Source organism: Bradyrhizobium sp. BLXBL-01 (assembly GCF_051853025.1).
GTDB lineage: Bacteria > Pseudomonadota > Alphaproteobacteria > Rhizobiales > Xanthobacteraceae > Bradyrhizobium.
In genome coordinates this window covers 4,466,726-4,481,296 of the sequence record NZ_CP182471.1, presented here as the reverse complement: position 1 = coordinate 4,481,296, position 14,571 = coordinate 4,466,726, and the positions used below count along the sequence as shown (strand labels likewise).

Genomic DNA, 14,571 nt, shown 5'->3' with positions numbered 1-14,571 from the left:
GCTCGTTCACCAAACGAACCGCGGCCGTAGCTCCTAGTGAAGAGTTCAATGCGCTATGGCTGCAATTCTTAGCTCGTTCGGCTGGGCCTCTTGGCGCGGGCCCAATCATTTCCGGCACGATGAAGGCCGACGCCAGATAGACGGTTTCGACACTCTTCAAGTCAGGCCTCGTCCATCTCGAGCGCTTGAGAGCGCCACTCCAAAAACTGGTACGGGCGCCGAGAATCTCACAACGCTTCCTCTTAGGGTTGATTCATGTTTCGTTCGATTTGCCATTTCGCGACGGAGCTGAAGCTCCGCCGCGAAATTTTGACCTTTGGATATCCAGCTACTTGGCTAGCAATGGAATAGTTCCCTATCGCCAAGTTCAATCGATACCGAAAACCTCACGAACACCCCGTCGTGCTCCCGCACGTATCGCACTTCATACACGTCCCATTCCGCACCAGCGTGAAGTTGCCGCACTCCGAGCACATCTCGCCCTCGTAGCCCTTGGCCTTGGCTTCCGCGCGGCGCTCGGCCTTGCTGGGCGCGGCAACGGCGGCGGTGCCGGCCTTGCTCCATTGCAGCTGCTCGAGCTTTTCGGTCGGCGACAGATCGTGCTGGGCTTCCTGCTTCAGGGCGACGGCGCCTTCGATGGTGTCACTGAGGCGGGACGAGGTGCCGTGGGCGGCCAGCGCCGTGACCCGGCTGCCGCCTGACGGCGCGCTGTCGTTGCCTTGGCTGACCGCGGCCGAGCCGCCGCGCATCACGACGAGGTTGTCCGTGCGCGAGCGGGTGAGGCCGCGCGACACGAGCTTGGTCGCGTGGTGGCCGCCGTCCTCGTCCGGCTCCTTGCCTTCCTCGACGCCCTTGCCGAGCGCGTCAAAACCCGTCTCGTTGGGATCGACATGGGCGAGGTCGAAGCGCGAGAGATAGCTCACCGCGAGCTCGCGGAAGACGTAGTCGAGGATCGAGGTCGCGTACTTGATGCTGTCGTTGCCCTGCACGGGGCCCGCCGGCTCGAAGCGGGTGAAGGTGAAGGCGTCGACATATTCGTCCAGCGGCACGCCGTATTGCAGGCCGAGCGACACCGCGATGGCGAAGTTGTTGATGAAGGAGCGGAGCGCCGCGCCTTCCTTGTGCATGTCGATGAAGATCTCGCCGAGACGGCCGTCATCGTATTCGCCGGTGCGCAGGTACACCTTGTGGCCGCCGACCACCGCCTTCTGGGTATAGCCCTTGCGGCGATCCGGCATCTTCTCGCGCTCGCGCATCACGACGATGCGCTCGACCAGCTTCTCGACGACCTTTTCGGCCACGTGGGTGGCGCGCGCCGCCATGGGTTTTTCAAAAAGATTGGGCTTCTCGTGCAGCAACTCGACCGCATCGTCCTCGTCCTCATCGTCGCTGATGAGCTGCGAGTTGAGCGGCTGGCTGAGCTTGGAGCCATCGCGATAGAGCGCGTTGGCCTTCAACGCCAGCTTCCACGACAGCATGTAGGCGGACTTGCAGTCCTCCACCGTGGCGTCGTTCGGCATGTTGATGGTCTTGGAGATCGCACCCGAGATGAAGGGCTGGGCCGCCGCCATCATGCGGATGTGGCTCTCGACCGACAGATAGCGCTTGCCGATCTTGCCGCACGGGTTGGCGCAGTCGAACACCGGATAATGCTCGGCCTTGAGATGCGGGGCACCCTCCACCGTCATCGCGCCGCAGATGTGGACGTTGGCCGCCTCGATCTCGCGCTTGGTGAAGCCGACGGCCTGGAGCAGGTCGAAGCCGGGGGCTGCGATCGCCTCGGCGCCGATGCCGAGCTGGTCGCGGATGAAGTCTTCGCCAAAGGTCCACTTGTTGAAGGCGAACTTGATGTCGAAGGCGGTCGGCAGGGCCTTCTCGACCTTGGCGATGGCTTCATCGGTGAAGCCCTTTGCCTTGAGGGTCGAGGCGTTGATGCCGGGGGCGTTGGAGAGCGAGCCGTGGCCGACGGCATAGGCTTCGATCTCCGCGATCTCGCTCTCGCGATAGCCGAGCGCGCGCAGCGCGGCCGGCACCGCGCGGTTGATGATCTTGAAGTAGCCTCCGCCGGCGAGCTTCTTGAACTTGACCAGGGCGAAGTCCGGCTCGATGCCGGTGGTGTCGCAATCCATGACGAGGCCGATCGTGCCGGTCGGCGCGATCACCGTGGTCTGGGCGTTGCGATAGCCGTGCTTCTCGCCGAGCTCGAGCGCCGCATCCCAGGCCGCCTGGGCATGGCTGACGAGGTCGGCTTGCGGGCAGGAGACGAGGTCGAGCGGCACCGGGTTGACGCTGAGCGCCTCATAGCCGGAGGCCTCGCCGTGCGCGGCGCGGCGGTGGTTGCGGATCACGCGCAGCATGTGCGCGGCGTTCTTCTTGTAGCCGGGGAAGGTGCCGAGCTCGGCGGCGATCTCGGCCGAGGTCTTGTAGGTGATGCCGGTCATCACAGCGGTCAGCGCGCCGCAGAGCGCGCGGCCTTCCTTGCTGTCATAGGGCAGGCCCATGGTCATCAGGAGGCCGCCGATATTGGCGTAGCCGAGGCCGAGCGTGCGGAACTCGTAGGAGAGCTCGGCGATCGCCTTCGACGGGAACTGCGCCATCATGACGGAGATTTCCAGCACGATGGTCCAGAGCCGGCAGAGGTGCTCATAGCCCTCGACGTCGAAGTGCTTGGTGTCGGTGTTGTAGAACGTCAGCAGGTTGGCCGAGGCGAGGTTGCAGGCCGTGTCGTCCAGGAACATGTATTCCGAGCACGGATTGGACGCGCGGATGTCACCGGACGCCTTGCAGGTGTGCCAGTCGTTCATCGTGGTGTTGAAGTGCAGGCCCGGATCGGCCGAGGCCCAGGCGGCGTAGCCGATCTTCTCCCAGAGGTCGCGCGCCTTCAGCGTCTTCGTCACCTTCTTCGAAGTGCGGGCGTTCAGATTCCAGTCGCCGTCGGTTTCCACCGCGCGCAGGAAGTCGTCCTTGAGCGAGACCGAGTTGTTGGAGTTCTGGCCTGAGACCGTGAGATAGGCTTCGCTGTCCCAGTCGGTGTCGTAGGTGTCGAACTGGATGTCCTTGTAGCCTTGCTTGGCGAACTGGATGACGCGCTTGATGTAATTGTCGGGCACGAGGCTGCGGCGCGCGAGCTTGATTTCCCGGCGCAGGGCAGGGTTCTTCTCGGGGTCGAAGCAATCGTCGCCCGAGCCTTCGCAGTTGACGCAGGCCTTCAGCACCGCCTTGAGGTGCTTCTGGTTGATCTTGGAGCCCGTGACGAGGGCGGCGACCTTCTGCTCCTCCTTCACCTTCCAGTCGATATAAGTCTCGATATCGGGGTGATCGACGTCGACGACGACCATCTTGGCGGCGCGGCGCGTGGTGCCGCCCGACTTGATCGCGCCCGCAGCGCGGTCGCCGATCTTGAGGAAGCTCATCAGGCCCGACGAGCGGCCGCCGCCGGAGAGCTTTTCGCCTTCGCCGCGCAGGCGCGAGAAGTTGGAGCCGGTGCCGGAGCCGTACTTGAACAGGCGCGCCTCGCGGACCCAGAGGTCCATGATGCCGCCTTCGTTGACGAGGTCGTCACCGACGCCCTGGATGAAGCAGGCGTGCGGCTGCGGATGCTCGTAGGCCGACTTGGACTTGGTCAGCTTGCCGGTGAAGGGGTCGACGTAATAATGGCCCTGGCCGGGGCCGTCGATGCCATAGGCCCAATGGAGACCGGTGTTGAACCATTGCGGCGAGTTCGGCGCGACCATCTGCATGGCGAGCATGTAGCGGAGCTCGTCATAGAAGGCCTGGGCGTCGTCGTCGCTCGTGAAATAGCCGCCCTTCCAGCCCCAATAGGTCCAGCAGCCGGCGAGGCGGTCGAACACCTGCTTGGCCGAGAGCTCGCTGACATAGCGCTCCTTCTCAGGCAGCGCATTGAGCGCGTCGGTGTCGGGTACGGAGCGCCACAGGAAGGAGGGGACGGATTCCTCCTCGACCTTCTTCAGGCGCGCGGCAACGCCGGCTTTGCGGAAATATTTCTGGGCCAGCACGTCGGAGGCGACCTGCGACCACTCGCTCGGCACCTCGACATTGTCGAGCTTGAACACGACCGAGCCGTCGGGATTGCGAATCTCCGACGTGGTCAGGCGGAAATCGATTCCCGCATAAGGTGACTGTCCTTGGGTGGTGTGGCGCCGCTCAATCCGCATTGTCTTGCCCCGTCCTTTTCTTTGACCGGTCCCGCCCCTCGTTGTGGGCGTGCCGGGTCGTCATTGCATCTCGCGGGCGCCTTCAGCCGTTCGGCCTTGGGGCACCGCAGTTCAGCCGGTGGATCCGGCCCTGTTTTTTCCCGGCACGACCCCGATGCGTCGCATCGATCATCCCGCCGGCATGTCCACACCCATCCGCCCCCAAGGGGATGCGTGCGACATGCGTTCAACGCCCCACAACGTCACTTCGTCTTCGATGCCATCCGAGCCTGTTGCCGGCCCGTTCTGGCGCCCGAAGAGCCTGCATTCCGAGGGCAGACAAGCCCTCATCCGCAGCCTTTGGCCGGCTGGCGGAGCGGAGATTTGCGAGACCCTTTGGGGGAGTGCCGGCGGGACGCAAACTCACTCGCGCCGAACGGACCGAAAGCTAGGACTCTCCGTTGCGCCCGTCAAGAACTAGTGCGAGTTCCTGAATCAAATACTAAATATGGTGGATTGTGGGGGATAACAGGGGTCTTCGCCGGGCCTGTTGTGGACCCAAGTATCAGTGAGTCCTCAGGGATTCCCAACCGAAAAAATTTGCATCCCGTGATGATGCGGAAGCTTCATCCCGCTGTTCACAGGGCAGCTATATTTTTGAGCAATGGGATTGCGTCAGCAGGACTCACGTAGCCCTACGGAAGGTGAGGGCAGGCATGCCCGCCGAAGTGGTGGTGGGACCTGCGAATCCGGGCCAAGCTGACCGTCGATTTTGCCGGACTACCTGACATGCTTGATTCGACGACGCCGGGCGTGCGGCCGCGCATCGCCCCGGCCGGCCTGATGTTCCTTGCGATCACCTCGGTCGGCTGGGGCTTCAACTGGCCGGTGACGAAATTCCTGCTCGCCGAGCTGCCGCCTTTGACGCTGCGCGGGGTCACCGGCGTGCTCGGCGCGCTGCTGCTGGCACTGCTTGCGGTGATCCGCCGGCAAAGCCTGCAGGTGGAGGGCGCGATCTGGCCGCGCCTCCTCACCTCGGCCGTGCTCAACGTCACCGGCTGGATGGTGCTGATGGGGCTGGCGCTGCTCTGGCTGCCGGCGAGCGAGGCGGCGCTGATCGCCTACACCATGCCGGTCTGGGCTTCGGTCATCGCCTGGCCGGTGCTCGGCGAGCAGCCGACGCTGTTGCGCACGCTGGGGCTGCTGCTGGCCTTCGCCGGCCTTGCCACGATCATGGGCGGCAACGGCTTTGCCGCCAGCGTCGAGAAGCTGCCGGGCATCGTCATGGCGCTCGTCGGCGCATTCGGCTTTGCCGTCGGCACGGTGTTCTCGAAGAAGTACCCGATCCGCCTGCCGCCGCTCACGGCTGCGGCCTGGCAGATCGGGATCGGCTGCCTGCCGGTCTCGATCGTTGGCCTCCTGGTCGAGACCACGCATCTGTCGCAGGTGACGCCGCTCGGCTGGTGGCTCCTGGTCTATTCGGTCGTCGGGCAGTTCTGCATCGCCTATGTCAGCTGGTTCGCTGCGCTCGCGCGCCTGCCGGCCTCGGTCGCGGCGATCGGCACCATGGCGGTGCCGGTGATCGGCGTCGTGACGTCGGCGGTGGCGCTGGGCGAGCCGCTCGGGGCAGGGCAGATCGCCGCGCTGCTGCTCACGCTGGCCGCCGTGGTGATGGCGACGCGTTAGCCTTCCGGACGCTGGGGTATCAGTGGTCCTGAAGCTCTTTCTCTCGCCGGCGTTGCGCCGAGCCCGGCGGTTTTAACGGCAGGTCAGCAGGTGCGACAGCAAAGACTTCGAGAGCCTGGTCGTAGCCTTTGATGCTCCGCTGTCCGAGCGAGGCCAACGGAACGCTGTCACTTACCCTTCCGGCGATCGTGGGATCGGCCAGGATCTGCGCGTCCTTCGCGAGATTGCAGAGCCGCGACGCCAGATTCACCACGGCTCCCATCGCCGTGTAGTCCAGCCGACCGTTATAGCCAACCGTTCCTACCGTTGCCGGACCCATGGCAACGCCCACACCAAAGCCGATCGCGTGGCCGGCGTCACACCATTTGCCGGCAAGGGACTGCACCGTCATTTGCAGGTCGATCGCGAGCCGGACCGCTTGCGTTGCCGGCTGTTCGCATGCAATCGGGGCATTGACCAGGAGCATGACTCCGTCGCCATCAAAGCCGATGAGCGTTGCCTCGTGACGAGTCGTCACGGCGCCGACGGCCTCGTAGTACTCTCGCATGACGGCCATGATGACATCGGGTTCATTGCGCGTGGAGAACGCCGTGAAGCCGCGCAAGTCGCCAAAAATGACAGCGACTTCACGTCGCTGCCCTTCGAGCAGTTCATGAGAATGCTCGACCAATTCGGCGACCTGTGACGGCAGGAACTGCTTCAGCCGTTCGATCCGCGCAGATTTCTGCTGCGAGATCGCCAGTTCAGAAGCCATTTCGTTGAAGCGCAACGCCAGTTGCTGCAACTCGTCACCGCTGAAGATCTTGATGCGATGCTCGAATTGTCCGGTTCTGATCCGCTCCACGCCCTCCTCCAGTTGCTTGATCGGACCGGACATTCTGTGCGCGCGCCAATAGGCGAGCGCCAGCGCGATAAGAACACCAAAGGCAATGAGAATTGACGAGCGCCACAACGCCGCGCGAATTGATGCAAAGGCTTCCGAGGTCGGCTGCATCGCGATCACCGTCCATCCCACATCGGCGGCCTGAACGGATAGCGCCACCACCGGGTTGCCTCGCTCCCCGGTTATCACCGCCGCTCCGCTCGTCGCGCCAACGAGATGCTTGATCGGGCCAAAACTGCCGGAGCTGGCGCGGCCGCGCAGAACCCGACTGATATCGGGATGTGCGATCAGATGACCGGAATCATCGACAACTATGGCGTAGCCGGTCTCGCCAATTCTAATGGCTGCGATGACATCCCAGATCAGCTTCAGATTGACCTCGGCGATCGCAACCCCCGCGGCCGGCAGGCTCCCGGCAACCGCGATCCTCATATAGGGCTCTGAATCTCGCCGGTACTGAACCGGTCCGTACCAGACTTCGTTGGCGCGTGCGCCCAGAACAGCGGGATCCGTCGACATATCAATGCCGCGCCCGGTCCTGTTCAGAAGCAGCCTGGAAACAAAGACCCGTTCGGTGCCGGTCTCATCAAGAAGCGAAACCGAGACGATTGCAGGGACCTGCTGCAGGAGGCGCAAGGCATCGATCTTATGTTGCGCATCGCCTCCGGCAGACCAGGGAAGCTGCACCACCCAACCCAGCTGATCTCGGATGCCGTCGGTGAACGCCTCGATCCTGTCGGACGCAGCGCGAGCATCGGCCTGCAGCACCGCGCTGATCTGGCGGCGCTGGTCCCGGTACCCGAAAGAAGCCTCGACGGCCGCGCCGAGTATCAGAGGCACGACCGCAGCGACAAACAACGTCGCGAAGTACTTGCAGAACAGCGAGCGACGCGGAGGCATCGTGCACGAAGAGGACTGCGCAGCACCGTCCGTCATGACTACTCTCAGGAGATCACCTTGCTGGCGCGAAACAGGATCGACGACACATCCAGCTCGATACCCAGAAGCCTGGCTGTCTTCAGATTGACTGCAAGTTCAAACTTGTCGGGACGCATGACCGGAAGATCCGACGGATCTTCACCGCGCAGGATGCGATCGGCATAAGTGGCAAGCCGAAAATAGGTCGTGCGCTGGTTTGCGCCGTAGCTCAAGAGGCCTCCAGCGTCACAATATTCAGACCAGCCAAACATCGAAGGCAGCCGGTGCGCGATTGCAAGCTCCGCAATCTTCGCACGATGCACCAGCGTCACTGCGTCGGGAAACACGAGGAGAGCATCCGCGTCCACCTTGCCGGCAGCCATCAACCCATTCTCGATTTCGCGAGCGCCGGAGAACGGAACGTAGGCTGCCTCAATGCCAAGATTTCGGCACGACTCCAAAGTCGCGCGCCATTCCAGTGGCTCTCCCGGGTGATCCGTGTTCGAGAACACCGCCAGTTTTCGCAGCTTTGGATAAATGTCCTTGAGCAGCTCAACGCGCTTTCCTGCCAGCTCGAGCGACAGGAATGTGCTGCCGGTGAAATTGGTGCCGGGGTGAGCAAGGCTCTTCACCACACCCAAAGCGACGGGGTCACCGCTCAATGCAAACAGCACGGGGACTTCGGTCACCGCAGTCATGACGCGCGTCGCCGGACCGCTCGAGACCACAAGGTCGACATCCCCTCGTTGCAACTCGGAGACGATCTTGCGCAGTGCCTGCGGGTTTTCAGGGGCATAATGCGTCTCGATTGTTACGGTCCTGCCCTCGACGTATCCCAGCGCGCGCATTCCCTCGCGAAAGCCGTCCAGGAAGGGATCCGGTCCGGACTGAGTCGAGACCCAGAAGATGCGATGCAGCTTGGCTCCGCCCTGCGCCCGTGCGATCGCAGGCCAGGCCAGCCCCCCGCCAATCAACAAGATGAACTCTCGTCTTTTCATGCGAGCACCTGTCGAAGCTGCGCCGTCAATTCGGGCCGCAGACCAAGATCCTAGCTGTGCATCTGATGACTGCGCTCGGTACTGCGCTCCGCAAGCGGACTGTCGCGACACCGGCTCCTACATTTGTCGCCGAGAGCATGCTCAGAGACTGGTCTGGCGAGACGATTTGTCCTTGAGGTGCGCTTGATTTTTGCTTGAGACCGACCCGATGACGATCAAAACGGCCTTACGCGGTGCATAGCGCGGTGTCGAAATACCTCCGGCGCGCGGATCCGGGCGAGCTACGGCGTCTCAGAGGACAATTGGAACTCACTCCTGGGGGCAGTGCCCTTGGCCTCATATATGGTGTGACTGCAGCGCGCCTTCGGCAGTTCACGCGCTAGCTCGCCGCCATGCCGCCGCCGTTCAGCGCCTTGCGGATCATCTCCGCGAGTTGGTTTCTCCGGTAGGGCTTGGTCAGCAGCAGCACGCCGTCATCCAGCTTGCCGTGATGGACGATGGCGTTGTCGGTGTAGCCGGAGGTGTAGAGCACCTTCACGCCCGGCCGACGCCTCGCCACCTCCTCGGCGAGCTCGCGGCCGCTCATGCCGCCGGGGATGACGACGTCGGTGAACAGCAGGTCGAAGCTCTGGCCGGCCTCGATCAAGTCGAGCGCAGCCTTGCCGTCGGACGCGGCCACCGTCTTGTAGCCGAGGCTCTGCAGCTGCGCGGTGACGAAGTTGCGCACCAGCGGATCGTCCTCGACCACGAAAATGGTCTCGGCGCCGCCTTCGGCCTGCGGCGTGACGCCAGCTGCGACGTCCGCGCCGCCTTCGCCCGGCGGCAGATAGAGCTTGATCGTGGTGCCGTGGCCTTCCTCGCTGTAGATCTTGATGTGGCCGCCCGACTGCTTGACGAAGCCGTAGACCATGGAGAGGCCGAGGCCGGATCCCTTGCCGACCTCCTTGGTGGTGAAGAAGGGCTCGAACGCCTTCTGCTGGATCTCCACGGACATGCCGGTGCCGGTGTCGCTGACCGCGAGCATGACATAGGGTCCGGGTGTCACGTCGGCATTGGCCTGCGCGTAGGCCTCGTCGAGCGCGACGCGGTGGGTCTCCAGCAGCAGCTTGCCGCCGTTCGGCATGGCGTCGCGGGCGTTGATCGCCATGTTGAGCACGGCGTTGGTGAGCCTAGACGGATCGATATGCGTCGTCATCGGCCCCTGTTCCAGCACGGTCTCGATCTGGATCTGCTCGCCGAGGGTGGGGCGCAGAAGCTTTGCGATGTCGGAGATCGCGGCGTTGATGTCGACGTTGCGCGGCTCGAGCGGCTGCCGGCGCGCGAACGCCAGCAGATGCTGGATCAGCTCGGCGCAGCGCTCGGCGGCATCGTCGATCAGCCGCGCCGTGCGCTGCAGCTCGGGCTGGTCCTTCAGGCTCTCGACCAGCGTCTCGGTGTTGCCGGAGATGACGGTGAGCATGTTGTTGAAGTCGTGCGCGACGCCGCCGGTCAGCTTGCCGATCGCATCCAGCTTCTGTGACTGGTGCAGCTGCCGCTCGGTTTCGCGCGAGGTCGTCGCATCGTGATAGACCAGGACCGCCCCGGAGACGTTGCCTTGCCCGTCCCGCATCGGCCGGCCGCTGACCATGAGTTGGCGTGGCGGGTTGCCGCTGTGCGGGCGGACGATCATCTCCAGCTCTTCGAACTGCTCGCCGCGCAGCACGCGCGTCGACGGCAGCTCGTCGGCCAGAAGCGGCGTGACGCCGTCGCCGTGAAACACGTCCGACAGCGCGCGCAGATTGCCGACGTTCATGCCGGTGCGATGCAGCAGCATGCGCTCGGCGGCCGGATTGGACAGCAGCACCATGCCCTCGGCGTCGATGACCAGCACCGCCTCCGCCATGCTGCGGAACGTGCTCTGGAGCACGTTGACCGACAGGCGCAGCTCGTCATGGGCGGCGACGAGGTGCTCGGTGCGCTCGGCCACCGCCGCCTCGAGAGCGGTCTTGGCGGCCTGGGTCTGCTCGAGCGAGCTCTGGAGCTCACCCGTCGTGCGGCGACTTTCGCGCATCACCAACGCGACCAGGAGCAGGATCAGCACGGCGCCAGCGACGTCGATGCCGAGCAGCACGATTCCGGTGCGGCGCGAATCCTGGGAGCGGGCGGCGAGCAGGCGTTCTTCCTCCGCGCTCAGACGGTCGAGATTGCCCATGACCGTGTCCATCAGCCCTCGGCCCTCGGCCTTGCTGTTGAGCGCGGCAATGCCGGCCTGGTCGTTGGCGGCGCGCAGGCGCATCGCGGTGGCGGCGATCTCGATCCGGCGCAGCGCCAGCGGCTCGGTGCCCTCCAGCAGCGCGACCTGATCGGGACTGTCGTGCACGTCGCGCTTGAGCTCGGCGAGGGCCGGCGCGATCTTGGCGTGCACCGCCTGGAATTCGTCGCTGAAGCCCTGGCTGCGATAGAGCTCGTAGCCGCGCGCGGCGCTCTCGGCCCGGCGCAGCAGCACGCGCAGATCGGAGATCTTCCTTTGCACCTGGACGGTGTGGTTTAGCCGCGCCGCGTCGGACCGCGACTTGACGTCGAGGGCGATCGAAGCCGCGGTGATGATCAGGAGGATGGCGAGTCCAACACCGAGAATGACGCGTTGCGTTGGAATCAAGGGGCTTCTTTCTGGTCCTTCGGCGGCGCGCTCGCGCCGGCGAGGCATTCCCGGATCGTGGTCAGCAGCGCTTCGGGCGTGAACGGCTTGCGCAGGCAGCGCGTTGCGCCGAGTTCCAGCGCCATGCGGAGAAAATCGGGAGAGGGCGAGGCAGACGAGGCGAAGGCGTAGCCCGACATCGCGATCAGCGGCGTGGCCGGGGCGCGCTCGTGAAAGATGCGGATGGATTCGAAGCCGCGCATATGCGGCATGAAGATGTCGACCAGCATCACGTCGAAGGCGTGCGATTCCAGCGCAGCCAGTCCTGTTTCGCCGCCGTCGGTGAGCGTGACGTCGAAGCCCTGACGTTGGAGGAGGACCTCGATGGTCGCGCCGACCATCGGATCGTCATCAACCACGAGAATACGCGGCATGACACTTCCCAGTAGATCGAAGTCCCCACTGTGGTTTGTGATATCCGCGAATCGTGGGTCGGGTCAATTTGGGATTGGATCGCGAAGGATATGCACGGTTCGGTGCATAAAGGTCCATTTGCATCGATTTGTATTTATCCTTGCACGTGCGAGCCGGTGAGGAAGACGCCGCTTGCGAAAAAGGCGCCGCATCGCTGCGACGCCTTCTGCCTCACGCTTAGGCGATCCGCTTACGGGCAGGGATGCCGCAGGCCGTCGTAGCCGAGATAAGTGCCCGAGGCCGGGTCGTACGATTTGTAGCGCTGCGCGCAATAGGCAGCGGAGTCGCCGCCGCTATCGGGCACCACCGCAACCGTCGGCTCGTCATAATAGCTGTCGTAGTAGTAGGGATCGTCATAGTAGCCGTACCCGCCGCCATAGTAGGCGTAGGAGCCGAGGCCACCGATCGCGGCGCCGGCCGCAAAGCCCGGCCAGAAACCGCCGCCGCGACGATGGTGATGGTGGCGCCAGCCGCCGCTCCAGGTGCCGCCGCTGCCGCTCCACGTGCCCGGCGAGGCGGTCGCGACGCTGCGCGTGCCGCTGAAGGTGGGCGAGATGCCGGGGCGGGCCGCCACGCCGCCTACAAAGCTGCCGCCGCTCGGACGGACCGCAGGGGCGGCCGCGAAACTGCCTCCGCTCGGACGCATCGCGGCGCCGCCTCCGAAACTGCCGCCGCTTGGGCGCATAGCGCCGCCGCCCGCCGCGAAATTGCCGCCGCCGCCATGGAAGGCCGCGCCGCCGCCGCCCATGCGCGCGCCGCCACCGAAGCCGCCGCCGCCGATGTGAGCACCGCCGCCACCGCCGCCGACATGGGCGCCACCGCCTGCTCCGACCGCGGCGGCACGACTCTGTGCAAAGCTCGGGCTCGCCAAGGGAAGAACCAACGCCGCTGCTGCGGCAGCACTCAACAATTTCAGACTGTTCATGGTCAAACTCCTTTCCCGGAAAGCAAACCCTATGAATGCATTGGGGTTCCTGGGATCACGCCGGTTTGCGCGCGAATGGAGCCTCAGGCCCTGCTGCTGTACGGGGCATGAATGAATCGCGTCCGCTTTGCGGCAGGGGCGCGCGCGGTAGGCGGATTTGGAGGGCGCCGACACGCCCGCCGAACTGGACATTTCGCCCCCCGGATGGCATCAGGACCCGACGAAGCAGGGCCCTTGCCGCATGAAACAATTCTTCCTCAAGTTCTTCACCTGGTGGAGTGGCCAGACGTTTGGCACCCAGCTCTGGACCAAGCGGTATGGCGAGCTGGTCGGGGAGGACGAGCAGGGCAACCGTTACTACCGCACGCGGGGCGGGGCGATCGATCCGACGCTCGGCTTCGAGCGGCGCTGGGTGATCTATAATGGCTACGCCGAAGCGAGCCGGATTCCGCCGGAATGGCACGGCTGGATCCACCACGTCGTCGACAAGCCGCCGACCGAGGTCAACTACCAGCCGCGCGAGTGGGAAAAGCCGCACCAGCCGAATCTCACCGGCACGGCCAAGGCCTATCGTCCCTCCGGCTCGACGCTCGCCAGCGGCAGGCGTCCCAAGGCGACCGGCGACTATCAGCCCTGGACGCCCGGCTAGCCTTTTCGGCGCACCCACGAACCACCATCGTCCAAAGCGGATGCACCTGCATCCGCGCCGCGCCGCTGTGGACAACGGGAACAGCGGGGACGCTGCTTGCGCAGGCGTTGCCTCGAGGCGGGCGATGCGGCTCAATGATCCCATCTTACGGAGATGGGAGACCATCGCGTTCGGTTCGGGCAACAGTTCGCGACTGTCCCGAGATGCAGCGGCCGCCGAGGAAGGACTCGATCGGGAGATAGGCCCCCGGTCTGGAAGCTCCGACATCGCCCGATGTGAATGTGCAGCCACCGTGAGACAGGAAAGGCCGCTCGGGAAACCGAGCGGCCTTTTTCTGTTGGGGCCCTCGTGAGTCTCGTGCCCCGGACGCTGCGCAGCGCGAAGTGGTGCGCAGCTGAGCCGGGGCCCATTCTGCTGCGTGCTGTGTGGCTCCCTGGGTCCCGGCTCTGCGCCGCATCGCTGCGCGCCGCAGCGCGTCCGGGACACGTGAGCGGAGTCTAGTTCACCCGCTCAGCCGCGCGCTGCACCGCTTCGAGACGCCGCGCCTGGTTCTGCGCGCCGCGCTCCCTCAGCAGCGCCAGCACCTCGGCGGGCGCGGTATCGGGCGAGCCCGCATTGAACGGCGGGGCTGGATTGTATTCCATCTGGAGCTGGATCGCTTCGGCCGTGGTGCGATTGACCATGATCGAGACCAGCGTCAGCGCGAAATCGATCCCGGCGGTGACACCGCCGCCGGTGATGCGGTTGCGATCGACGCAGACGCGTGTCTTCGTCGGTGTCGCGCCGAACTGTGCGAGCATCTCCATTGCGCTCCAATGGGTGGCCGCGCGGTAGCCCTTCAGGAGGCCGGCGGCGCCGAGGGCCAGCGATCCCGTGCACACCGAGGTGACGTACTTGGCGCCTGCCGCCTGCTTGCGCAGGAATTCCAGTACGTCCTCGTCGTTGAGAAGGTCGTTGGTGCCCTGGCCGCCGGGCACGCAGATGACATCGAGCTGGGGGCAATCCGCGAACGTCGTGGTCGGCGTCAGCGTCAGCACGGAATCGCTCGGCACCGGCTCGATCCGCTTCCAGATCAGGTGCAGTTTTGCGTCCGGGACCATGGCGAAGACCTGCAAGGGGCCGGTGAAATCGAGCTGGGTGACGCGTGGAAACACCAGGATTCCGATCTGGAGCGGTGACGACATGGGAGCCTCCGACAATGCGCTTGACGGCGGCAGAATGGCATGGTGCCCTGCTGTCAGAAATGGCATAATTCCCTCGCTTTCGG

At 64.6% G+C, this 14,571-nt stretch carries 9 protein-coding genes; 2 read left to right on the top strand and 7 right to left on the bottom strand.

Features of this window, described 5'->3' with window-relative positions:
- Positions 1–386 precede the first annotated feature (386 nt).
- Complete coding sequence (locus ACNJYA_RS20815) at positions 387–4,175, bottom strand: vitamin B12-dependent ribonucleotide reductase (RefSeq protein ID WP_439400656.1); 3,789 nt, start codon at positions 4,173–4,175, stop codon at positions 387–389.
- A 768-nt stretch (positions 4,176–4,943) separates the two neighbouring features.
- Between ACNJYA_RS20815 and ACNJYA_RS20810 the strand changes: the two genes are divergently transcribed.
- Complete coding sequence (locus ACNJYA_RS20810; protein WP_260383506.1) at positions 4,944–5,840, top strand: DMT family transporter; 897 nt, start codon at positions 4,944–4,946, stop codon at positions 5,838–5,840.
- A gap of 19 nt (positions 5,841–5,859) precedes the next feature.
- Here the strand turns inward: ACNJYA_RS20810 and ACNJYA_RS20805 are convergent, their stop codons facing one another.
- From ACNJYA_RS20805 to ACNJYA_RS20785, 5 genes are all read right to left on the bottom strand, one after another.
- The gene (locus ACNJYA_RS20805; protein WP_439400655.1) at positions 5,860–7,659 is read right to left on the bottom strand and encodes an adenylate/guanylate cyclase domain-containing protein; all 1,800 of its coding nucleotides are present in this window, start codon (positions 7,657–7,659) and stop codon (positions 5,860–5,862) included.
- Positions 7,660–7,667: 8 nt separating this feature from the next.
- Positions 7,668–8,639 carry an ABC transporter substrate-binding protein gene (locus tag ACNJYA_RS20800; protein WP_212258512.1) on the bottom strand — a complete coding sequence of 324 codons (972 nt, stop codon included), beginning with the start codon at positions 8,637–8,639 and terminating at the stop codon, positions 7,668–7,670.
- A 379-nt stretch (positions 8,640–9,018) separates the two neighbouring features.
- Complete coding sequence (locus tag ACNJYA_RS20795; RefSeq protein ID WP_439400654.1) at positions 9,019–11,277, bottom strand: CHASE3 domain-containing protein; 2,259 nt, start codon at positions 11,275–11,277, stop codon at positions 9,019–9,021.
- Positions 11,274–11,690, bottom strand: coding sequence for a response regulator (locus ACNJYA_RS20790; protein ID WP_172788646.1), 417 nt, complete (start codon positions 11,688–11,690; stop codon positions 11,274–11,276). Before ACNJYA_RS20790 ends, ACNJYA_RS20795 begins: the two co-directional genes overlap by 4 nt.
- 230 nt (positions 11,691–11,920) lie before the next feature.
- Entirely contained in the window at positions 11,921–12,655 is a 735-nt protein-coding gene (locus ACNJYA_RS20785) for a BA14K family protein (RefSeq protein ID WP_172788647.1), read from the bottom strand.
- 241 nt (positions 12,656–12,896) lie between these two features.
- Between ACNJYA_RS20785 and ACNJYA_RS20780 the strand changes: the two genes are divergently transcribed.
- A complete protein-coding gene (locus tag ACNJYA_RS20780) occupies positions 12,897–13,304 on the top strand; it encodes an NADH:ubiquinone oxidoreductase subunit NDUFA12 (protein ID WP_172788648.1) in 408 nt (135 codons plus the stop codon).
- Positions 13,305–13,801: 497 nt separating this feature from the next.
- Here ACNJYA_RS20780 and ACNJYA_RS20775 read toward each other — a convergent pair whose 3' ends face one another.
- Positions 13,802–14,488 (bottom strand): DJ-1/PfpI family protein, encoded by a 687-nt coding sequence (locus ACNJYA_RS20775; protein ID WP_172788649.1) that lies wholly within the window; start codon positions 14,486–14,488, stop codon positions 13,802–13,804.
- Positions 14,489–14,571: the final 83 nt, after the last annotated feature.